The organism is Sphingomonas sp. Marseille-Q8236 (genome assembly GCF_965112005.1).
In genome coordinates, this window is sequence record NZ_CBCOPO010000001.1 from 2279116 (window position 1) to 2299993 (window position 20878).

Annotated in this window: 27 protein-coding genes and 1 other RNA gene; 11 read left to right on the plus strand and 17 right to left on the minus strand. The window is 65.6% G+C overall.

From position 1 onward, the window contains the following. Positions 1-8: 8 nt before the first annotated feature. The 4 genes from cheB to rnpB all read left to right on the plus strand — a co-directional run bounded on the left by cheB (position 9) and on the right by rnpB (position 3218). Entirely contained in the window at positions 9-1016 is a 1008-nt protein-coding gene (gene cheB / locus ACWPWT_RS10940) for a chemotaxis-specific protein-glutamate methyltransferase CheB (RefSeq protein WP_454279920.1), read from the plus strand. After that, positions 1013-1918, plus strand: a complete 906-nt coding sequence (locus tag ACWPWT_RS10945; RefSeq protein WP_454279649.1) for a CheR family methyltransferase — start codon at positions 1013-1015, stop codon at positions 1916-1918. The genes cheB and ACWPWT_RS10945 overlap by 4 nt, the downstream gene beginning before the upstream one ends. 66 nt (positions 1919-1984) lie before the next feature. Beyond that, positions 1985-2674, plus strand: coding sequence for an N-acetylmuramoyl-L-alanine amidase (locus ACWPWT_RS10950; protein ID WP_261270870.1), 690 nt, complete (start codon positions 1985-1987; stop codon positions 2672-2674). Between the two features lie 161 nt (positions 2675-2835). After that, an RNA gene (gene rnpB / locus ACWPWT_RS10955) (RNase P RNA component class A) lies at positions 2836-3218 on the plus strand. A gap of 25 nt (positions 3219-3243) precedes the next feature. Here the strand turns inward: rnpB and ACWPWT_RS10960 are convergent. The 3 genes from ACWPWT_RS10960 to ACWPWT_RS10970 all read right to left on the minus strand — a co-directional run bounded on the left by ACWPWT_RS10960 (position 3244) and on the right by ACWPWT_RS10970 (position 6544). Further along, positions 3244-4308 (minus strand): hypothetical protein, encoded by a 1065-nt coding sequence (locus tag ACWPWT_RS10960; RefSeq protein WP_454279650.1) that lies wholly within the window; start codon positions 4306-4308, stop codon positions 3244-3246. A gap of 62 nt (positions 4309-4370) precedes the next feature. Then, positions 4371-5009, minus strand: coding sequence for a carbonic anhydrase (locus ACWPWT_RS10965; RefSeq protein WP_261270872.1), 639 nt, complete (start codon positions 5007-5009; stop codon positions 4371-4373). Continuing rightward, positions 5006-6544: a SulP family inorganic anion transporter gene (locus tag ACWPWT_RS10970; RefSeq protein WP_454279651.1), complete on the minus strand. Its 1539-nt coding sequence runs from the start codon at positions 6542-6544 to the stop codon at positions 5006-5008. Before ACWPWT_RS10970 ends, ACWPWT_RS10965 begins: the two co-directional genes overlap by 4 nt. 227 nt (positions 6545-6771) lie before the next feature. On the opposite strand from ACWPWT_RS10970, the gene ACWPWT_RS10975 reads away from it, so the two are divergent. Further along, positions 6772-7311 carry a J domain-containing protein gene (locus ACWPWT_RS10975; RefSeq protein WP_261270874.1) on the plus strand — a complete coding sequence of 180 codons (540 nt, stop codon included), beginning with the start codon at positions 6772-6774 and terminating at the stop codon, positions 7309-7311. Next, complete coding sequence (locus tag ACWPWT_RS10980; protein WP_261270875.1) at positions 7308-7604, plus strand: (2Fe-2S) ferredoxin domain-containing protein; 297 nt, start codon at positions 7308-7310, stop codon at positions 7602-7604. The genes ACWPWT_RS10975 and ACWPWT_RS10980 overlap by 4 nt, the downstream gene beginning before the upstream one ends. A gap of 117 nt (positions 7605-7721) precedes the next feature. On the opposite strand, the gene ACWPWT_RS10985 is transcribed toward ACWPWT_RS10980, so the two are convergent. From ACWPWT_RS10985 to ACWPWT_RS11030, 10 genes are read right to left on the minus strand one after another with little or no spacing between them, the layout of a single operon-like run. Next, the gene (locus ACWPWT_RS10985; protein ID WP_261270876.1) at positions 7722-8123 is read right to left on the minus strand and encodes a SufE family protein; all 402 of its coding nucleotides are present in this window, start codon (positions 8121-8123) and stop codon (positions 7722-7724) included. A gap of 39 nt (positions 8124-8162) precedes the next feature. Next, positions 8163-8831 carry a hypothetical protein gene (locus tag ACWPWT_RS10990; RefSeq protein ID WP_454279652.1) on the minus strand — a complete coding sequence of 223 codons (669 nt, stop codon included), beginning with the start codon at positions 8829-8831 and terminating at the stop codon, positions 8163-8165. 2 nt (positions 8832-8833) lie between these two features. Beyond that, positions 8834-9073, minus strand: a complete 240-nt coding sequence (locus ACWPWT_RS10995) for a hypothetical protein (protein ID WP_261270878.1) — start codon at positions 9071-9073, stop codon at positions 8834-8836. Positions 9074-9105: 32 nt separating this feature from the next. Continuing rightward, positions 9106-9363 (minus strand): hypothetical protein, encoded by a 258-nt coding sequence (locus tag ACWPWT_RS11000; protein ID WP_261270879.1) that lies wholly within the window; start codon positions 9361-9363, stop codon positions 9106-9108. 27 nt (positions 9364-9390) lie between these two features. Continuing rightward, the gene (locus ACWPWT_RS11005) at positions 9391-9678 is read right to left on the minus strand and encodes a hypothetical protein (RefSeq protein ID WP_454279653.1); all 288 of its coding nucleotides are present in this window, start codon (positions 9676-9678) and stop codon (positions 9391-9393) included. A 12-nt stretch (positions 9679-9690) separates the two neighbouring features. Next, positions 9691-9987 (minus strand): hypothetical protein, encoded by a 297-nt coding sequence (locus tag ACWPWT_RS11010; protein ID WP_454279654.1) that lies wholly within the window; start codon positions 9985-9987, stop codon positions 9691-9693. A 39-nt stretch (positions 9988-10026) separates the two neighbouring features. Next, positions 10027-10410: an envelope stress response membrane protein PspC gene (pspC, locus tag ACWPWT_RS11015; RefSeq protein ID WP_454279655.1), complete on the minus strand. Its 384-nt coding sequence runs from the start codon at positions 10408-10410 to the stop codon at positions 10027-10029. Between the two features lies 1 nt (position 10411). Then, positions 10412-10705 (minus strand): envelope stress response membrane protein PspB, encoded by a 294-nt coding sequence (gene pspB / locus ACWPWT_RS11020; protein WP_454279656.1) that lies wholly within the window; start codon positions 10703-10705, stop codon positions 10412-10414. Between the two features lies 1 nt (position 10706). Then, positions 10707-11375, minus strand: a complete 669-nt coding sequence (gene pspA / locus ACWPWT_RS11025) for a phage shock protein PspA (RefSeq protein WP_056433933.1) — start codon at positions 11373-11375, stop codon at positions 10707-10709. A 29-nt stretch (positions 11376-11404) separates the two neighbouring features. Next, positions 11405-11551, minus strand: coding sequence for a hypothetical protein (locus ACWPWT_RS11030; protein WP_454279657.1), 147 nt, complete (start codon positions 11549-11551; stop codon positions 11405-11407). 175 nt (positions 11552-11726) lie between these two features. Here ACWPWT_RS11030 and pspF point away from each other — a divergent pair, with 175 nt between their 5' ends. Continuing rightward, positions 11727-12776: a phage shock protein operon transcriptional activator gene (pspF, locus tag ACWPWT_RS11035; RefSeq protein WP_454279658.1), complete on the plus strand. Its 1050-nt coding sequence runs from the start codon at positions 11727-11729 to the stop codon at positions 12774-12776. Between the two features lie 66 nt (positions 12777-12842). Further along, positions 12843-13454, plus strand: a complete 612-nt coding sequence (locus ACWPWT_RS11040) for a superoxide dismutase (protein ID WP_261270886.1) — start codon at positions 12843-12845, stop codon at positions 13452-13454. Between the two features lie 264 nt (positions 13455-13718). On the opposite strand, the gene ACWPWT_RS11045 is transcribed toward ACWPWT_RS11040, so the two are convergent. The 3 genes from ACWPWT_RS11045 to mtaB are packed head-to-tail and all read right to left on the minus strand — an operon-like array spanning position 13719 to position 16506. After that, a complete protein-coding gene (locus ACWPWT_RS11045) occupies positions 13719-14333 on the minus strand; it encodes a septation protein A (RefSeq protein WP_454279659.1) in 615 nt (204 codons plus the stop codon). Next, positions 14330-15265 carry a signal recognition particle-docking protein FtsY gene (gene ftsY, locus ACWPWT_RS11050; protein WP_454279660.1) on the minus strand — a complete coding sequence of 312 codons (936 nt, stop codon included), beginning with the start codon at positions 15263-15265 and terminating at the stop codon, positions 14330-14332. The genes ACWPWT_RS11045 and ftsY overlap by 4 nt, the downstream gene beginning before the upstream one ends. Then, positions 15262-16506, minus strand: a complete 1245-nt coding sequence (mtaB, locus tag ACWPWT_RS11055; RefSeq protein WP_454279661.1) for a tRNA (N(6)-L-threonylcarbamoyladenosine(37)-C(2))-methylthiotransferase MtaB — start codon at positions 16504-16506, stop codon at positions 15262-15264. The genes ftsY and mtaB overlap by 4 nt, the downstream gene beginning before the upstream one ends. On the opposite strand from mtaB, the gene ACWPWT_RS11060 reads away from it, so the two are divergent. After that, positions 16505-17080, plus strand: a complete 576-nt coding sequence (locus tag ACWPWT_RS11060; protein WP_454279662.1) for a DUF924 family protein — start codon at positions 16505-16507, stop codon at positions 17078-17080. The two genes, mtaB and ACWPWT_RS11060, sit on opposite strands and share 2 nt — an antisense overlap. Here ACWPWT_RS11060 and ACWPWT_RS11065 read toward each other — a convergent pair. Then, positions 17055-18599 carry a putative bifunctional diguanylate cyclase/phosphodiesterase gene (locus ACWPWT_RS11065; RefSeq protein ID WP_454279663.1) on the minus strand — a complete coding sequence of 515 codons (1545 nt, stop codon included), beginning with the start codon at positions 18597-18599 and terminating at the stop codon, positions 17055-17057. The genes ACWPWT_RS11060 and ACWPWT_RS11065 overlap by 26 nt on opposite strands. A 272-nt stretch (positions 18600-18871) precedes the next feature. Here ACWPWT_RS11065 and ffh point away from each other — a divergent pair, with 272 nt between their 5' ends. Then, positions 18872-20392, plus strand: coding sequence for a signal recognition particle protein (ffh, locus tag ACWPWT_RS11070; protein WP_261270892.1), 1521 nt, complete (start codon positions 18872-18874; stop codon positions 20390-20392). A 56-nt stretch (positions 20393-20448) separates the two neighbouring features. Further along, the gene (gene rpsP / locus ACWPWT_RS11075; RefSeq protein WP_261270893.1) at positions 20449-20832 is read left to right on the plus strand and encodes a 30S ribosomal protein S16; all 384 of its coding nucleotides are present in this window, start codon (positions 20449-20451) and stop codon (positions 20830-20832) included. Positions 20833-20878 lie beyond the last annotated feature (46 nt).

Below are 20878 nucleotides of genomic sequence, written 5' to 3' on the forward strand. Positions count from 1 at the left end.
CCACGCGAATCCTGATCGTCGACGATTCGGCCGTCGCCCGTGCCCTGATCGCGCGTCAGATCGAGCCGCATGTCCGCTTCGCCGTGGTCGGTGCGGTCAGCCATGTCGACGCCGCGCTGGCCTTTCTGGCGACCGACCGTGCCGACATCATCCTGCTCGACGTCGCGATGCCGGGCATGGACGGGATCACCGCGTTGCCCAGCCTTTTGGCTGCGGGGCAGGGGGCACGGATCATCATCGTATCCTCCTCCACCCCGACCGGCGGAGCGGCGGCGGTGCAGGCCCTGGCGCACGGCGCCGCCGACACGCTGGTGAAGCCCAGGCCCCAGGGCCTGTCCGAATTCTCCGACGCGCTGCTTCACAAGCTCGATGCGCTGGCGCTGCGCGGCGAGCGTGTCATGGCAGCGCCGAGCGCTCCGCCGCCCATGATCGGGAAAGCCAAGCCCGAGATCATCGCGATCGGCGCCTCGACGGGCGGCATCCATGCTCTGGCGAAATTGCTGGCGCCGCTCCCCTCCGCAATGACCGTGCCGATCGTCGTGACGCAGCACCTGCCCGCGTCCTTCATGCCCTTCTTTGCGGCGCAACTGACCGCCATGGCACGCCGCCCTTGTGACGTGGCGGAGGACCGGATGCGCTTGCGGCCGGGGCGGATCGTCATCGCACCGGGCGATGCCCACATCACCTTCGCCGAGCTTGGCGATGGCGGGGCCGCCATCCGGTTGCGATACGACCGGGCGAGCAGCGGCTGTTTGCCGTCGGTCGATCCGATGTTCGCTTCGATCGCTCAGATATGGGGTGATCGTGCCTGGGGGATCGTCCTGACCGGCATGGGCCGTGACGGCATGGAGGGGGCGCGCGCGATGAAGGCGGCGGGAGCGATGATGATCGCGCAGGATCGGGAGAGTTCGGTCGTCTGGGGCATGCCGGGTGCGGTCGTCTCCCATGATCTGGCAGACCTTGTCCTGCCGCCCGATACGATCGGCGCGATGATCGCATCCGGAGCCGTGGCATGACGATGCCGGGCCTGGCCTGGTCGCCGTCCTTTCCCGACCGTGCCGTCGCGCCCGCCTCCGTTTCCGCACCCGCCGCCTCGGGGCAGGCGCTGACCGTGCTCGCCGCGCTGTTGGAAGCGCGAACCGGGCAGCAGATTGCCAGCCATCGCTCGGCCCGGGTCGATACGGTTCTGGTGCCCCTGATGCGCGAGCGGCGATTCGACACGCTGGACCAGCTGGTGTCGGCGGTGCTCGACGGGCGCGATCCCTCGCTGGCGGGGCGGGTGGTCGATGCGCTGGTCAATGGCGAGACCTCCTTCTTCCGCGATCCGCATGTCTTCGACCAGATCCTTACCGTCGTGGCGGAGGTCGAGCGCGCCGGGCGACGCCCGCGAATCTGGTGCGCCGGATGCTCGTCGGGGCAGGAGCCGTTGTCGATCGCGATGCTCTTTGCCGAGCGGCAGCAAGGCTCGGGCCTGCCGATGCCGGAGATCGTCGCGACCGATGTATCCGATGCGGCGCTGGCGCGGGCGCGGTCGGGCTGCTTCACCCAGTTCGAGGTACAGCGCGGCCTGCCCATCCGTTATCTGGTTCGCTGGTTCGAGGGGCGGCCGGGAAGCGAATGGGTCGTTCGCCCCGAATTGCTCCGCCATATCAGCTTTCGCCAGATGAACCTCGTCACCGACCCCGTAACGGGTGGCCCGTTCGATCTGGTCCTGTGTCGCAACGTCATGCTTTATTTGTCCCCCGAGGCCAAAAGGCGCGCGTTTCAGACCATCGCCAACGCCATGCGCCCGTCGGCCGGATTGATCCTGGGCGCGGGTGAGACGGTGATCGGCCAGACCGAGTTGTTCCAGCTCGCCCCGATCGGGCGCGGCGTTTACGAGAAATGCATACCGGACGATCCCGTTCGCCGCGCATGAGGGCATATCCTTGCGCCCGCGATGCCGCTAACAGGGGCATCGAACCGGGGTCGTTCAGGAGGTTGCATGACGATCGTCGAAACGCCGTCACCCAATTTCGACGCGCGCAGTCTGCCCATCACGATGATCGTATTGCACTATACGGGAATGCAGGACGCGGAATCGGCGATCGCACGCCTGTGCGATCCCGAGGCCAAGGTGTCCTGCCATTATCTGGTCGCCGAGGACGGCACCGTCCTGCGCATGGTCGATGAGGAGAACCGGGCCTGGCATGCCGGCCGCTCGCACTGGCGCGCGATCGAGGACGTGAATTCGGCCAGCATCGGGATCGAGATCGTCAATCCCGGCCATGAATGGGGCTATCGTCCCTTTCCCGACGAACAGATCGCGGCGGTGATGGAATTGGTCGCCGATATTCAGAAGCGGCACGGCATCACCCGTGGCAATATCGTCGGCCATTCCGACATCGCGCCCGCCCGCAAGCGCGATCCTGGCGAACTCTTCCCCTGGGGCGCACTGGCCCGGCGGCGGCTGGCGCTGCCGCGTCCAACCAAGAATCTGATGGACCCGATGTGGACCGAGGCGGGCTTCTGCTTGGCGCTGGAGCGGTTCGGTTATGACGTGACCGACCGGATGGCGGCGATCATGGCGTTCCAGCGGCGCTTCCGCCCCGAATTGATCGATGGTGAGATCGACGCGGAATGCCGGATGATCCTGCTCGCGCTGCTGCTGCCCCGACCACAGGGGGATGATTGAGGGGGCTTCCCTTGGGCTTCGACTTCGCTCAGCCTGAACGGCTCCTGGGCTAGAGACAACCTCCGTTCAGCCTGAGCGAAGTCGAAGGCCACGCCCCCAACGCCCCCCATCAACCACAAACCCCTTGCCCTCCCGCCCAATCCGTCTACAGCCGCCCGCAGTCAGAGGGCCGGGCGGCCGCGGCCTCGGGAAACCGGGGGCGAGGAAAGTCCGGGCTCCACGGAACGACGGTGCCGGGTAACGCCCGGCGGGGGTGACCCTAGGGACAGTGCCACAGAGAGCAGACGGCCACGGCTTCGGCCAGGTCAGGGTGAAAGGGTGCGGTAAAAGCGCACCGCGGTCCCGGTAACGGGAACGGCATGGCAAACCCCACCGGGAGCAAGACCGAATAGGGATGGCATGGCGCGAAAGCGTCGGGGCGTGTTCCCGCCCGCTATCCGGGTTGGTTGCTTGAGGCGATGTGCGAGCATCGTCCTAGAAGAATGGTCGCCCATCCGGCCTTTGCGCCGGTGGACAGAACCCGGCTTACAGGCCCTCTGGCTGATTCCCTCGAAGGGCGCGGTGTCCCGTCAGGACCCCATCGCGCGGGGGTTGATGGATATCGTGCTTCCCTGTGCCTTGGCGGAAGGAGCGCCTTTGGCGATCAAGTCGAATAGCTGTTCGGGACGGGGCAGGGCGTTGAATGAGGGAAAGCTGTCCGCACTGTCGTCGACATGATGGAGCACGACCGAATAGGACATGGATTTGCGCTTCTCGATCTGGCTCATGATGCCGGGGAAGACGTCGATGGTCCGTCCGGCATCGTAAAGCGCCATCATATAGCCGCTGCTGTCCGATCCTTCCCTGCGATAGACGCCATAGGCGGTGTGGGCCGTGCCGTCGCGGCATAGCGGTGCGGCGGGCTTCTCGGGTTCGGACGAGGGGGCGGGCTTGCGATTGGCCAGAACAGCGCTGCTCAACAGATTGGCGAGCACATCGACACCATTGGGCTTTTCCACCTTGGCCTTGGGCAGATGCGCGAAGTCAGTCTGGATTGCGCAAGGGCTGATCGGCACCGCCGGACCCGGATAGGCGGCGGTCGTTGCGATGGCGGGCTTCAGCGCGGCGATGAGGTCGTTCATCGTCCGGTCGAGCGCATCCGCATTCAGCTTTTCGGCGGTCAGCCGGACGACCAGCATCCACTCGCCCATCGGCATGACGGCCAGCGAGGTGCTGCGATAGGGACTGCTGAGCAACGAATAGGTCTGGCGCAGCGCGACCGCCGGGCCGGTGCCCGAGGGGGCGAAGGCGACGGGGTCCGCGCTGGCGGGCGCGCCCTTGTCGAAACCCTTGCGCTCCTCGATCGCGGTGCGCGACCGGTCGAACCACAGGGGCACGCTGGGCACCGCCGGATGGAAGAGGAACAGGGTGGCGAAGACGGACTTGTCCGCGCTCTCGAGCTTGACCGCCACGTCCCGCTCGGTCGTCGTCGCATCGGTGATCGCGGTGCGGGACAGCCCGGCGACGTTGGGCCTGACGATGAGCCGCGTCTGGGCATGCATCCAACCCTTGTCAGCAGGCACCGCCAGATCGCGCGCCGACGCCGCGCCAGCCATCATGACCGCCGCCAGCGCGGCGCCATACCAAAACCGCATATCGTTCTCCCCCCATGGACGGGGCCGAGGCTAGGCGGTCAAAGGGGCGCGATCAAGCACGGTCAGACCAGCACCTTATCCGGTCGTTCCAGCCCGTCGAGATCGGTGTCAGCATCGATCTCCAACAGGGTTTTGATATGCCCGTCGCGAATGTCATAGACCCAGCCGTGCAGCCACAGCTCGCGCTTTTCGGCAAAGGCCTTCTGGATGGTGTCCAGCCGGGCGAGATGGCGCAGCTGCTCCATCACATTTACCTCGACCAGACGGTTGACCTTGGCGCCTTGGTCGGGCTGAGCGTCGATCTCGTCCCGGTGACGGTGAAGAACGTCGCGGGCATTGCCCAGCCACTGGTCGACCGGCCCTTCGGTGCCGCCGTTCAGCGTCGCCAGCACCCCGCCGCAACCATGATGGCCGCACAGGATGACGTGGCGGACGCGCAGCACGTCGACCGCATATTGCACGACCGATAACAGGTTCAGGTCGTCGTCATGCACCAGATTGGCGATATTCCGGTGCAGGAACATGCCGCCCGGCGGGGTCATGGTCATCTGCTCTGGCGTCACCCGGCTGTCGGAGCAACCGATCCACAGAAAGTCCGGCTTCTGCCCCACGGTCTGGCGCTGGAAGAAGTCGGTCTTCTCCTCCAGCAGTTCGGCGGCCCATGCCTTATTGGCGAGCAGGAGTTGCTTATATTCCCTCATGCGTAGCGCACTCCGGTCGAGGGGGCATTGATCATCGGTGCGGTCCGCTCGGCGATGTCGCCGCGCACGATCACGCTGATGCCCCGGAAATCTGCGCCCTTGATGAAGGCGTTGATGATGTCGACATTGTCGAGATCGACATAAGAGGTGGATGACAAGTCGATCAGCAGGTTGGCGCCGTCCGGCACCTTGGCCAGCGACTTCTGCAATTCATATTTGTGGATGAAGTACAGGTTGCGCCGCGCGCGGATCAGGCAATCCTCGCCGTCGCAGGCAAAGGTCAGCGCGGGGCGGAAGTTGCGCGCGACGACGAAGACGAAACCGACGGTCAGGCCGACCAATATGCCGATCAGCAGGTCGGTGCGCAGGATCGCCAGGATGGTGACGATGAAGGGAATGAACTGCGTCCAGCCCTGCTTGTACCGCTCGGTGAAGAGCTTGGGCTTGCACAGCTTATAGCCGGTCGCGATCAGCACGGCGGCCAGTGCGGCGAGCGGAATCTGGTTCAGCACCACCGGGATCAACGCGACCGACAACAGCAGCCAGGTCGCGTGGAGCATCGTCGACAGCTTGCTTTCCGCACCCGCATCGACATTGGCCGAGGAACGCACGATCACCGAAGTGACCGGCAGGCCGCCCAGCAGGCCGGACACGATGTTGCCGCCGCCCTGCGCCATCAACTCCCAATTCTTATCGGTGGTCCGGCGACGCGGGTCGAGTTCGTCCACCGCCTTGACGCTCAGCAGCGATTCCAGGCTGGCGACGATGGCGAGGGTGATGGCGGTCGTCCACACCGCGCCCGTGCCGATCGCGGCGAAATCGGGGAGCTGGAACTGGCCGACGAATTCCGACGCGCTGCCTGCCACCGGTACCTGGACCAGATGGCTGCCGACCAGTTTCCAGTCGGGGCGGAGCGCGCCCAGGATCATGTTGCCGACCACGCCGATCACGACGACCACCAGCGGGCCCGGCAACAGCCGCAACGGACCCTGTTTGGGCTTGGCGTAATCCCACCAGAACAGGAAGGCGAGCGAGATCGCACCGATCAGGACCGCACCGGGTGCGATGTCGTTGCTGACGCTGGTCCACAAATCGGTGAAGGTATTGCCGCCCGCCCGGCTGGCATATTCGAAGCTGCCCTCGAAATCGCCGTCATAGCCGATGGCATGGGGTATCTGCTTGAGGATCAGGATCAGGCCGATCGCCGCCAGCATGCCGGTGATGACCGACGAGGGGACGAACTCCGCCAGCACCCCGGCCCGCGTGAAGGAGAAGGCGAGTTGCAGGATGCCCGCCAGCACCACCGCAAGCAGAAAGACCTGGAAACTCGGCAACCGCTCGATCGCCTCGAACACGATGACGGTCAGGCCCGCGGCAGGCCCCGCGACCGAGAGCGGCGATTTGGACAGAAAGCCGACGACCAGCCCACCGGCGATACCCGCGATCATCCCCGCGAAAGGCGGTGCCCCGGATGCGACCGCGACGCCCAGACACAGCGGCAGGGCGACCAGCGCCACCACGATCGAAGCTGGCACGTCCGCCCTCGCGGTGGCCAGAAAAGAACGGTTTTGGGCCACGACGGCTCCCGACAAGCTAGCGTCCGCATATGTCCGGTAAGGACATGAATATATGATGACGCCGTTGTCATGAACGACGTTCTGGCGGACGGTCAAGCGTTTCCAGCGGCCATTTCGGGCCTTGCTGATACAAAGCAATCGCGTCAATGCTTGCACCGCGAGCCAAGTCGCTTAAATCGAGCCGCGTGGCGCGTTCTACTACCCGATCCAATGACTGGGGCTTTCCTCGCTGGCGCAGCTATGGCGCGGCGCGGGAGGCCAAGCCCGTGCGAATCTGCGACCGGCATGGTTGCGACCAGCCCGGCAATTGTCCGGCCCCCAAATCGCCCAACAGCCCCGACCGCTGGTATTTCTGCGAGGCACACGCCGCCGAGTATAATCGCGGCTGGGACTATTTTCAGGGCCTGAGCGCCGAAGAGGCCGCCGCACGGGAAGCCTCCGAACGGCGGACCAGCGCGGGCTATGCCCAATCGAAGCATCAGGCCTGGGCCGGTCCCGGCGATGGCACCCGCTCGCGCGACGAGATGCGCGCGCTCGACGCGCTGGGGCTGGAGCCCGATGCCGAGTTCGACCTGATCCGCGCGACGTGGCGCGGGCTGGCCAAGGCGAATCATCCCGATATCCGTCCGAACGATCCCGAAGCGGCGACCAAGTTCCAGCAGGTGCAGGCGGCATATGAAGTCCTGCGCGCGGCGGAGGAACGGCGGAGCTGGAAGCCCGAATGATCCGTCGCGCCAAGGCGGATTGGGAAACGACGGTCCTGGTCTGCGGCAAATGTTCGAAGAAGGTCGGCGGCGGGTTCGGGCCGAAGGGCAAGACGCCGCTTGCCAAGGCGCTCCGGCGGATATTCGGCAAGGGGCGCAAGGCGTCGGTCGGGGTGATCGAGACCAAGTGCCTGGGGCTGTGCCCGAAAAATGCGGTGACGTTGGTCGATGGGCGCAAGCCGGGCGAGTGGCTGGTCGTGACGCCGGACGAGGATGTGGAGGCGATTGCGGCGCGGTTGGGACGGGGAGCCTGATCGGCGGCCGTTCGGGCGTGGCCTTCGACTTCGCTCAGGCTGAACGGAGGTTATAGCGGTTGGCCCCCACATCACTCCGTTCGGCCTGAACGGATTCGAAGGCCAGGCGGCTGCCCCTCAATACCGCCCTGCCGTCTCGCGAATCAGCGCGATCATATTGGGAATCCCCTGGGTCCGGTTCGAGCTCAACTGGTTCCGTAAGTCGAACGGCGCCAGCTCGCCCTCGATGTCGGTCGCCAGTATCTCTGCGGGCGTCCTGTCCTGGACGGTCTTCAGGACCAGCGCGATGATCCCCTTGGTGATCGCCGCGTTCGAGTCCGCCAGGAAATGCAGGCCATCATTATCCCCCTTGGTCGGGTAGACCCAGACCGAGGCCGAACAGCCGCGCACCAGCGTCGCGTCCGTCTTCAGCGCGTCTGGCATCGGTTCCAGCGCACGGCCGAGGTCGATCAGCAGGCGATAGCGATCGTCGGCGTCGAGGAATTCATATTCGTCGCGGATTTCGGCAAGATCGGACATGGCGCCCGCGCTACCGTGGTTCGCGCGCGCCGACAACCGTCAGTCCTTGAGCAGTGCGTCCACCGATCCGCCATTACGCGCCAGTTCGGCCGCGACCCGGCGGCGTCCTTCATAATAGGTCAGTATGCGGGCATTCGGATCCAGCTTGCGGATACGCGCTTCGTCCTCCGGGTGAATGCTGGTCTCGCGCGCGACATAGTCGGGATAGCCCTCGCGCTTCCAGGCGGGCAGGCGCAGCGCCGCCCATTCGCCGATATGGTCCGCGACCAGCCGGTGGGTCATCTCGTGCGCGATGGTGCCCGACAGCGTCCGCACCCCGCCCAGAGCCGAGCCATTGGTCACGCGGTCCGCCGCGATCACGCTGCGGTTGAAGATCAGCGCATGGCCGAAGGGCCGCCGAAAGGCGATCGAGCCCCGTGCTCCGATCGACAGCACATCCCAGCGCCAGCCGCCATCGGTCAGCACGAGCTCTCGCGTCAGTCCTGGCCGATCGAGCGGGCTCGCCGCCAGCAGCGTGTCGGCGCGGGCGAGCACGCGCCCCATCGCGGCACGGTCGATCGGCTGTTCGGCGAGAACAGTCGTCGATCCGAAATCGGCCCGATAGGGAAAGGCGAGCGCGGCGGGGACATGGACGACCCCGGCGACGATCACCGCGCCGCCACAGGCGATCCGGGTGCCCCAGCGGCGAAGGGCGGCGGAACGCGCCATGGTCAGAGATCCACGCCCGCCGCAATGGCTTCGAGCTTGCGGATGCGCTCCTTCAGGTCCGCCATCTCGATGCGCGACGCCGCCGAGCTGGCGGGCGGGTAGGGCATGTCATGGGTGCGGTCGAACTCGCGGCTCTTCAGCTGCAACCAGCCGCGCCAGCCGGCGAGGCCCGCGGTGACGATCATCGCCAGGCCGGCCAATCCGGCGGTCGCAATCACGATGTAAAGATTGGTGTCGGTCATGATCCGGGCTCCCTGTCCGTATCAATGGTGGTTCAGCGGTCGCGCAGGCGCTCGATCTCGCGGTCGAGGTCGATGCTCTTGTGCTGGTCGGTGATGACGCGCTCCAGCACCTGGATGCGTTCCTTGAGCTGCTGAACCTCGGCGCGCAGCGCCTGGGTGTCGCGGGCCCCTTCGCCGCGCAGATGCTCGACGATGTCGAGGCCGGGCGAGCGCTTGTGCTTGGCCTTGAAGATGCTGGCGATCATCACGATTGCGACGATCATGACGACCATGAACTGTCCGCCGGACATAGCGGTAACTCCCCTTTAGATTTTATGTCAGTGTTCGATGCGGGCGGGCATTTCGCCGGGCGCGCGGAGGCCGTCGATCTCATCGCTCAAGCCCAGGCCGCGATCGGTGACGATCCGCTCCAGCACCCGGACCCGCTGTTCGAGCCGTTCGGTCTGGGCCGCATATTGCGCCGCCTTTTCCGCGACCATCGAGGCTTCGGTGGCCAGCCGCTTTTCGCGGTAGGCGAACCAGGGCTTGATGACGACGCCGCCGATGATCGCAACCATGCCGCAGCTGATGCCGAAGAGCGGGATCAGGATAGCGAAATCATGCATCGCTTCTCTCCCTCAACGATCGCGCAGGCTGTCGATCTCGCGGGCGGTCCGCTCGGCGGGGTCGGTGGCGATCCGCTCCAGGACGGCGATCCGCTCTTCCAACCGGCTGACTTGGCCGACCAGCTTCTGGTTCTCGGCGGTCAGCAATTCGACCTTGCGGGTCTCGGCCATGTCGCCCTTGTGCGTCATGCCGCCCCAGTCATTTTCCAGGCTATAGCCGTGCTTGGCCCGTATCCAGGTGGTCATCACCCAGCCGATCGTCGACATTGCGATGATGGCCAGAACGAAACCGGGTCCTCCCCAAGACATGATCCTTACTCCCCTCGGATATTGATGGTCGGCCGGGCGTCAGCGCAGGCTGTCGATCTCGTCGGCCAGCTGGCGGTTGCGGCTGGTGTAATGCAGCTCGATATCGGCGAGGCGACGATCAAGATCGCGGAAGGTCGAGCGGACCTCGGCGGTCGAACGGCGCGGGTTGCTGCGCACGCCCTGCCAGAATTTGGCGTCCTCGTCGGATTGATACAGGCCGATCGGCTTGGCCGTCGCCATCCAAGCGATCAGCATATAAGCGACCGGGATCCAGGGCATACCGACCCCGGTGACGGTCAGCAGGACCGCGGCGACGCGGACCCACATCACATCCACCCCGGTATAGTCGGCGATGCCGGAGCACACGCCCTTGAACTTGGCATTCTGCTTGTCGAGGTAGAAATTGGTGCGGCTGGCGGACATGTCAGTTCCTCCGATCGAGGCTGTAGTCGGTTTGGCTCAGGCGGCCTTCCGGACGCCATTCGGGCTGCGACAGGCGGGGTTTGAAGTCGGGATTGTCGGCGGCGACGATGCGTTCGATCGTGTTCAGCCGATCCTCCAGGCGGCGGGCGAGCAGGTGAAGCTCGTCGAGCAGCTGTTCGTCCTCATGCGTGATCTTCGGCGCCTGCTTCCACTTGGTCATATAGTGGAGGAACAGCCAGGGCAGCGCGACGCAGATCGCGACGATGGGGAGGGCGATGTTGAAGAAATCCTCCATCTCACTCCCCCTTGTTCAGGCGCGCCTTGAGCGCGGCGAGTTCGGCATCGACCCGGTCCGAGGCGCGCAGTTCGGCGATCTCGTCCTCAAGCGTCTTGGGGTTGGCGCCCAGGCCCAGCGCTTCCGCGCGGCCCTCGGCCTCGTCCACCTTGCGCTCCAGCATGTCGAAGCGGCTGAACGCGTCGTGTGTCTTGGGGCCGTTCCACATTTCGCGAAGGCGATAGCGGTTGTTGGCGCTTTCCAGACGGGTCTGGACCGCATTCTGCTTGGTCCGGGCCTCGCGCAGCTTGTTCTGCAGCTTGGCGATGTCCTCTTCCGACGCGCGCAGCGCATCGTCGAGCACCTGGACTTCGGCCTTCAACTGGTCGGCCATGTCGGCCGCCTTCTGACGCTCGATCAGCGCGGCCTTGGCGAGGTCTTCGCGGTCCTTCGACAGCGCCAGCTCGGCCTTTTCGGTCCAGCTATCCTGAAGCTGGTCCAGCTTCATGATGTGGCGACGAATTTCCTTCTGGTCGGCGATCGTGCGGGCGGCAGAGGCGCGCACCTCGACAAGCGTCTCCTCCATTTCGAGGATGATCATGCGGATCATCTTCGCGGGGTCTTCCGCCTTGTCCAGCAGGTCGGCGAAATTGGCAGCGACGATGTCGCGGGTGCGGGAGAAAATGCCCATCGGATACTCCTTGATGGCGGAATGCGTGATTATGCGATCGGCGCCTCGATCGCTGCAACCGGGGCCGTGGTGGTGGCGACATGCGCGGGGGCGAGGGCGCCCAGCAGGCAGGTAGCGCTCATCACGACGGTGCAGGCGATGGCGGCGATCTGGCGGGTGAAGGCGGTGGCGAACATGGTGAAAACTCCCTGATATCTTTGTTTCGGTCCGCTCGTTGGCGGGATGCCAGAAGCTTTGCAGGAGGCGTGCCAATTTCAAAAACCAGGCAAATACAAGGACTTGCTAAATAGTTGCGATGCGCGAACGATTGTGCCCTTGCCAAGGCTTGGGAAAATCCGCCACCTGTTGGGAATGGAGCGTACGAGTCAGGTTATCGGCCAGTCGGGGGCCTTTCTCGACACGCTGGAACGCGCCAGCCGTGCGGCCGCGCTTGATCGTCCGGTGCTGGTGATCGGCGAGCGCGGGACCGGCAAGGAACTGGTCGCCGAGCGTCTCCACCGGCTGAGCGGGCGATGGGACCAGCCCCTGGTCATCATGAACTGCGCCGCGCTGCCCGAGACGTTGATCGAGGCCGAATTGTTCGGGCATGAGGCGGGGGCCTTCACCGGCGCGACCAAGGCGCGGGCCGGGCGGTTCGAGGAGGCCAATGGCGGCACGCTCTTCCTCGACGAACTGGGCACGCTGTCGATGGCGGCGCAGGACCGGCTACTCCGCGCGGTCGAATATGGCGAGGTGACGCGGATCGGCTCGTCGCGGCCCGTACGGGTCGATGTCCGCATCGTCGCGGCGACCAACGAGCATCTGCCCGACAAGGTCGCGGCGCATCAATTCCGCGCCGACCTGCTCGACCGGCTGTGCTTCGAGGTGGTGACGCTGCCCCCGCTTCGCGCGCGCAAGAGCGACATCATGCTGCTCGCCAATCATTTCGGGCGGCGCATGGCGGCGGAGATCGGGTGGGAGGATTGGCCGGGCTTCGGCGCCACTGCGACCGATGCGCTGATGGAACATCGCTGGCCGGGCAATGTCCGCGAATTGCGCAACGTGGTGGAGCGCGCCGTCTATCGCTGGGACCGCGAGGGGCCGGTCGATGCGATCGAGATCGACCCCTTTCGCTCGCCCTATCGGCCGCAGGGCCAGTCGCCGGCCGCCGCGAGAAGCGAGCAGGCCGGCGCGCCCCTGTCCACCTCCGCGCCGATGAACGACGGCGACGAGGTGGCCGCGTGCGAGGTCGGGCCCTCCGACTTCAAGTCGCGCGTCGCCCGGTTCGAGCGTGAGTTGCTGACCAAGGCGCTGGCGGAAAATCGCTTCAACCAGCGGACCACGGCGGAGTCGCTGGGGTTGAGCTATGACCAGCTTCGCCACGCGCTTCGTCGCCATGATCTGATCGGAACGGTTGCGTAACTCCGTTCGGGGAGCCATTTGAGGTCCCCGGCGTTGCCACCGGCAAACCCCAAAGGAGCATTTACGATGGCTTTCGAACTGCCGCCCCTTCCGTACGACTATGACGCGCTGGAGCCGGTCATCTCCAAGGAGACGATGACGTTCCACCACGACAAGCATCACGCCGCCTATACCAATAAGCTGAACGAGGCGGTCGAGGCGGACTCGTCGCTTCAGGGCAAGTCGATCGAGGACATCCTCGCCACCATCTCGTCCGCCCCGGCGGTCGTCCGCAACAATGGCGGCGGTTTCTGGAACCATGACTTCTTCTGGAAGATCATGACCAAGCCCGGCACGACCCAGCCCTCTGGCAAGCTCGCCGAGGCGATCGAGGCGTTCGGCGGTCTCGACAAGCTGAAGGAAGAGTTCAACACCAAGGGCGCGGGCCAGTTCGGTTCGGGCTGGGCCTGGGTGATCGCGGATGCCGAGGGCAAGCTGAAGGTCACTTCGACCCCCAACCAGGACAACCCCCTGATGGACGTCGTCACCGACAAGGGCACGCCGATCCTGGGTAACGACGTGTGGGAGCACGCCTATTACCTGACCTACATGAACGACCGTCCGGGCTATCTGAAGGCCTGGTGGGACGTGGTGAACTGGGACGAGGCCGGTCGCCGGTACGAGGCGGCGGTCGCGTAATTTCGCGGCTATCCGGTTCGGATAAGGGAAAGGGCGGCTCCGCGAGGGGCCGCCCTTTCTGATTCCTGTACGCTGAAAATGTGCCCCACCCCGGCAAAGGCCGGGGCCCAGTCTCCACCAAGTCGAGGCTATGCTGGAGCGGCGAGGGGGAGGCAAATGCCACCGGCCGCCATTGCTTCCCACGCGAAGTCTGACCGCGCCTCCCACCTCACCGCAACTGGGCCCCGGCCTTCGCCGGTGTCGTGCCGGGAGTGGGGAGGATCGTCATTCCACCGGCGGTTCTTCGACCTTCGCTTCTTCGGTATTCAACCCATGCTTCAATAGCATCGGGATATTCGCGACCGCAAAGCCCAGCGTCAGCGGCATCGCGCCCCACAGCTTGAACCCGACCCAGAAATCCCAGGTCGAATTGCGCCAGACCGCTTCGTTCAGCACTGCCATGAAGGCGAAGAAGATCGCCCAATTGCGCGTAAGCTTTTGCCATCCCTCGGGGGTCAGACCCGAATAGACGCTGCCCAGCACCATCTGGATCAACGGCCGCCCGGTCACCAGCCCGAAGAACAGGATCGCGGAGAACATCGCATAGACGATGGTCGGCTTCATCTTGATGAAGCGCTCGTCGTGGAAATACAGGGTCAGCCCGCCGAACACGACGACCAGCGCTCCCGACATCCACAGCATCGGCGAGATGCGGCCCAGCTTCATCTTGCTGACGATCATCGACACCACGGTCGCCGCCATGAACACGCCCGTCGCGACCAGTACGCGGGTCAATGGCCCCAGCGGCGCCAGGAAGTTGACCGCGAAGAACAGGATCAGCGGACCATATTCGATCCCGGCCTTCAAACCGGCACTCGCTTCCTTCTCGGGCGCGCTCACTTCCGGCCTCCCTCGATCCCGGCGATGATCCGGCTGACTTCGTTGGCGTCGAACGGACGCAGGTCGGTCATGCCTTCGCCGACGCCGATGGCATGGATGGGCAGGCCGTATTTCTCCGCCGCCGCGACCAGCACGCCGCCGCGCGCGGTGCCGTCAAGCTTGGTCATGACCAGCCCGGTGACGCCCGCCACGTCCTTGAACACCTCGATCTGGTTGAGCGCATTCTGGCCGGTGGTCGCGTCGAGCACCAGCAGGATGTCATGCGGCGCCTCGGGGTTCAGGCGGCCCAGCACGCGGCGGATCTTGGACAGCTCGTCCATCAGTTCGCGCTTGTTCTGGAGGCGCCCGGCGGTGTCGACGATCAGCACGTCGATGCCAGTCGCGGTCGCCTGCTTCACCGCCTCATAGACGATGCCCGCCGCGTCGCCGCCTTCCTTGCCCGACACGATCGGCACGCCGACCCGCTCGGCCCAGGTGGCGAGCTGGCCGATGGCGGCGGCGCGGAAGGTGTCGCCCGCGGCCAGCATCACGCCGTAATCCTGCTCTATGAACAGATGCGCGAGCTTGGCGATCGTCGTGGTCTTGCCCGACCCGTTGACGCCGATGACCAGGATCACCTGCGGCCGGGGAAAGGCGTCGATCTCTAAGGGCGTGGCGACCTTGGCAAGCGCCTTCTCCACCTCCTCGGCGACGACCAGACGAATGCCCAGGTCTTCCATGTTCCGCTCGAAGCTGCCTTCGGACAGGCGGGTACGGATATGCCCGGCCGTTTCGGGGCCCAGGTCAGAGGCGATCAGCGCTTCCTCGATCTCGTCCAGCGTCTCCTCGTCGAGCCGTGCGGTGCCGAGCCCGGCGAGATTGCCGACCAGCCGGTCCGATGTGCGACGGAAACCGCCGAGCAGCTTTTCGTGCCAGGAGGGGGAAGAACTCATGCCAATTGTCCGATCAGATGGGTTTCGGTCGCCGCCATGACCCGAACGCGGGCGATGCTGCCCGGTTCGGTGGCGGGGGAAAAATGAATGTCGGCGAAGTCGGGGGCGTGGCCGCGCGTGCCCGGCCGCTCGACCAGAACGTCACGGGTTTGACCGACCTGCGCCGCCAGCCAGTGGCGACGGCGACGGGCGGCTGCCTCGCGCAATCGTGCCGCGCGTTCGCGACGCAGCGGGTGTGGCACCTGCGGCATTCGTGCGGCAGGGGTGCCGTCGCGCGCCGAATAGGGGAAGATATGGGCGTGCACGATCTGCGCATCGTCGATCAGCGCCAGCGTATCCGCCGCCATCGCTTCGTCTTCGGTTGGGAAGCCCGCGATCAGGTCGGCACCGATCGCGATGTCCGGCCGCGCGGTCAGCAGTCGCTCGACGATCGCGACCGATTGCGCGCGGCTGTGGCGGCGCTTCATCCGCTTGAGGATCAGGTCATTGCCCGCCTGGAGCGAGAGATGGAGATGCGGCATCACCCGCGGCTCGCCCGTCACCAGCTCGAACAGCCTATCGTCGATCTCGATCGAATCGAGCGAGGACAGGCGAAGGCGGGGCAGGGTAGGGACGTGCGTCAGAATTCGCTCGACCAACTGGCCGAGGCTGGGTGCCCCAGGCAGGTCATGGCCATAGCTGGTCAGGTCTACCCCGGTCAGCACGACCTCCTGGTGACCCAGCTCGACTGCGCGCGCAATACGCTCGATCACCAACCCGGCGGGGACCGAGCGGCTGGGGCCGCGCCCGGTCGGGATGATGCAGAAGGTGCAACTATGGTCGCAGCCATTCTGGACTTCCACGAACGCGCGGGCATGCCCGGCAAAGGCGGCGGCCAGATGCGGCGCCGTCTCCACCACCCGGGACAGGTCGGTGACCAGCATCGGTTGGGCCGAGGCCCAGCTTTCGGGGCGCAGCTTGTCGGCATTGCCCAGCACGCGCGCGACCTCTGGCATGGCGGCGAAGCTGGCGGGGTCGATCTGGGCCGCGCATCCGGTCACGACGATCTCGGCGTCGGGCCGGGCCTTGGCCGCGCGTCGGATCGCGGCGCGGCTCTGCTTCACCGCCTCATTGGTGACGGCGCAGCTATTGACGACGACCATGTCCTCGCGCCCCGCGGCCAGCGCGCGGATCGTTTCGCTTTCGGCGATGTTGAGGCGACAGCCCAGACTGATGATCTCGGGCCCTGAGGGGGACGACATGATTGCTGATCTAGGGATGGATGAACGACGTGTCCACGCGGAGGCGCGGGACATAGTCGACTTCTGGTTCGCGCTGCCACCCGAAAAGCATTTTGCCAAGGACGATGCGCTCGACCGGGTGATCGCGGAGCGGTTCGGTCGTCTGCGCGATCAGGTGCTGGCGACGGATGCGGCCGGATGGCGCGACGATCCCCACACGCTGCTGGCGGCGATCCTGTTGCTCGACCAGTTTTCGCGCAATCTGCATCGGGGATCGGCGCAGGCCTATGCCGCCGATCCGCTGGCGCTCGATCTTTGCCTGTCGGCGATCGATGCGGGATGGGAGGATCGTTATCCGCCCGAGCGACGGATCTTCGTCTATATGCCGCTGATGCACGCCGAATCCCGCGCCATGCAGGATTTGAGCGTCGCGAAGTTCGCCGAAATGGGCCTGGACGACAATCTTGCCTTCGCGCGCGATCATTGCGAAGTGATCCGGCAATATGGCCGCTTTCCCAGCCGCAACGAAGCGCTGGGCCGTACCTCTACCGAGGAGGAGCGGATATATCTCAGCCGGCCAGACGCGGGCTGGTGATCGGCGCGGCGGCCACGCCCGCCAGCAACCGCTTTTCCGCCAGCAGTTGACGCACCTGCGCCAGATCGAGCAGCGGGCCGTAGAGCGGCCCCTGGCCATGCGAGCATCCCATCTCGCGCAGCCGTGCCTCGGTCTCGGCATCGCGAAGACCCTTGGCGGCGATGGGCAAATGCAGATTGTCGCCCAACTGGATGATGGCGGAAACGATCGCGCCGCAATCGGGATCGGCGGTCATGTTGCGGATGAAATCCGGGTCGATCCGTACCCGGTCGAAGGGCAGCACGCGCAGATGCGCCAGGCTGGAATGGCCGCTGCCGAAATGGTCCAGGGCCAGCGCGATCCCCTGATTCTTCAGGCTGATCACGATCGATTGCGCCAACGCCAGATTGGCGAACAGCGTGTTCTCGGTGATCTCGATTTCCAACCGATGCGCCGGGAAACCGCACTCGGTCAGCGTCTTGATGATCTTCTGCGCCAGCCAGGCGTCCTGGAACTGCGACGCGACCATCGGCACGGACAGGGTGATCGACGGGTCCCAGTCGCGCGCACCGGCCATCGCCTGTCGCATCAGGCTGAGCGAGACTTCACCCGACAGGCCGCATGCCTCCGCCACCGGCAGGAAGCGATCGGCGGTGATTGCGCCCAGCATGGGATGCTCCCAATGCCCCGATACTTCGAAGCCGGTCAGGCGACCGGTGCCCAGATCGACCTGCGGCTGGAAACGCGGGCGGATATGCCCATCGGCCAGCGCAGTGCGAAGGTCGGTGACGATCAGGTTGCGCTCCGCCATGGCGTCTTCCATCGCGGGGGCGAACCATAAAGGCTTGCCGTCGCCGCGCGTCTTGGCGGTGATCAGTGCCAGATCGGCTTGGCGGATCAATTGGTCGATCGTCGCTGTGCCACCCTCGACCGCGGCCATCGCGATGGCGGTGCGGGGAGCGAAATCCTGATCGGCGAGGCGGATGGGCTGACCCAGCCGGATGGCAAGACGATCGGCCAGACGGTCGATCCGGTCGCGCGCGCGCGGATCATAGGAGACGAGGCAGCCGAAACAGTCGCTTTCGAACCGCGCGACGATTGCTTCGGACGGGGCCTCCGCGCGGATCGTCTTGGCGACATGCTGCAGCAGGCTGTCCCCGGCCTCATGCCCATGCGACCCGGCAAAGGCACGAAACCGGTCGATGTCGAGCAGCAGCAGGGCGACCCCGCGTTTGCGGCGCCGCATCGCCTCCACCATCACCTGGCCGCTGTCATGGAAGAAGCGCCGGTTCGCCAGTCCGGTCAGAGGATCGCGCTGGTCGGGGGCGGCCCTTTTTTGCGCGTGAAGCGCGGGCAGGCGCCAGTAAACGACGGTGGACGCCGTCGCGGTCGCAAAGAGCAGCAATTTGGCAGGCTGATCGTATCCCAGCTCGATCAGAAGGATAGCGACGGCGAGCAGAAGAGTGCCGACCCCCACCGCCACGCTGACGAGGCGCGCGGGGACATTGGTGTGGGCATCGTTCCTGTGCGACCCGGACATGTGAAAATGGGTCGCATGTAAGTTATGTACAACCCATTAACGCCGCGCCTGACCGCCCCGTCGATGCGCTGACCCGCCGGTGCCGGCCGTCCCGAATTGGGCCGACTTGCGCCGGACGGCATTTTCCCATAAGAGCCACACCAAGTTCCGTTTCGGAATGTGAAAGTGAAGCGCCCAAGGGTGCACGCTGGCCGGCGAGGTTTCGCCCGCCGGCGCTTTTGTGTTTGGACGGATCGGGTTGGCTTTCGGGCCGGTTTTGTTGAGGTGAGGCGATGTTCGACAGCTTGAGCGATCGGCTTGGCGGCGTTTTCGACCGCCTCCGCGGCCGTGGTGCGCTGACCGAGGCGGATGTCCGTACCGCGATGCGCGAAGTCCGCGTCGCGCTGCTGGAGGCGGACGTCGCGCTGCCCGTCGCGCGCGACTTCGTCGACAAGGTCACCGAACAGGCGGTCGGCCAGAACGTCCTGCGTTCGATCACGCCGGGCCAGCAGGTCGTCAAGATCGTCCATGACGCGCTGGTCGCGATGCTGGGCGCGGATGCCAGCGAGCTTCTGCTCGACGTGACACCGCCCGCCGTCGTGATGATGGTCGGCCTTCAGGGTTCGGGTAAGACCACCACCACCGCGAAGATCGCCAAGCGGCTGTCGAGCGGGGCGATGGGTCGCGAGCGCAAGAAGGTGCTGATGGCGTCGCTCGACGTCAATCGCCCGGCCGCGCAGGAGCAGTTGGCGACGCTGGGTACGCAGGTCGAGGTGTCGACCCTGCCGATCATTAGCGGGCAGCAGCCCGTCGAGATCGCCCGCCGCGCGCTGCAGGCAGCCAAGCTCCAGGGCTATGATGTCCTGATGCTCGACACCGCCGGTCGTCTGCACGTCGACCAGGCGCTGATGGACGAGATGAAGGCGGTGGCGGAGATCGCCCAGCCTCAGGAAATCCTGCTCGTCGTCGACTCGCTGACCGGTCAGGACGCGGTAAACGTCGCGACCAGCTTCTCGGAGCAGGTGCCGCTGACCGGCGTGGTGCTGACCCGTATGGACGGCGATGCGCGCGGTGGTGCGGCGCTGTCGATGCGGGCGGTCACGGGCAAGCCCATCAAGTTCGCCGGCGTCGGCGAAAAGATGGATGCGCTGGAAGCCTTCCACCCTGAACGGGTCGCGGGTCGCATCCTCGGCATGGGCGACGTCGTGTCGCTGGTCGAGCGCGCCGCCGAGTCGATCCAGCAGGAAGACGCCGAGCGCATGGCCAAGAAGATGGCCAAGGGTCAGTTCGACATGGACGACCTGCGTGGCCAGCTTCAGCAGATGCGCCGCATGGGCGGACTTGGCGCGCTGGCGGGCATGATGCCGGGCATGAAGAAGGCGCAGAACGCGCTGGCCGATGCGGGTGGCGACAAGATCTTGCTCCGCATGGATGCGATCATCACCTCGATGACGCCCAAGGAGCGCGGCAAGCCCGAGCTGATCAACGCCAAGCGCAAGATCCGCATCGCCAAGGGTTCCGGCACCACGGTGCAGGACGTGAACAAGCTCCTGAAAATGCATCAGGAAATGTCCACGGCGATGAAGAAGATCAAGAAGATGGGCGGCATCAAGGGCATGATGTCGATGCTCGGCAAGGGCGGCCTTGGCGGTCTGGGCAATGCGCTGGGCGGTCCGCAGATGGGCGAAATGCTCAATAAGGCGGGCAGCAACGGCCTGCCCGGCGGCGGCCTGGGTGGTCTGGGCGGCGGCAAGCTGCCCGATGGGATGCCCAAGCTGCCCCCCGGCTTCGAGAACCTTCTCAAGAAGAAATAACCCCCGCGCCGGACGGAACGCCGGTAATTTTGAACTTTTACTCCAAGGACTGAAATATGGCTCTCAGCATTCGTCTGTCGCGTGGTGGCTCCAAGAAGCGCCCTTACTACCGCATCGTGGTGGCCGACGCCCGTGCGCCGCGCGACGGCAAGTTCATCGAGAAGATCGGCAACTACAACCCGCTGCTCGCCAAGGACAACGACCAGCGCGTGCAGCTCGACACCGAGCGCGCCAAGCACTGGCTGGCCAATGGCGCGCAGCCGACCGACCGCGTCGCCCGCTTCCTGGACGCCGCCGGTGTCCGTGAGCGCGCTGCTCGCAACAACCCGAAGAAGGCCGAGCCGGGCGACAAGGCCAAGGAGCGCGCCGAGGAGCGTGCCGAGAAGCTGAAGGCCGCCGAGGAAGCCGCCAACGCTCCGGCCGAAACCGCCGAGGCCTGATCGCCTCTGATCCTGGACGGGCACCGGTCGGTCACGACCGGATCCG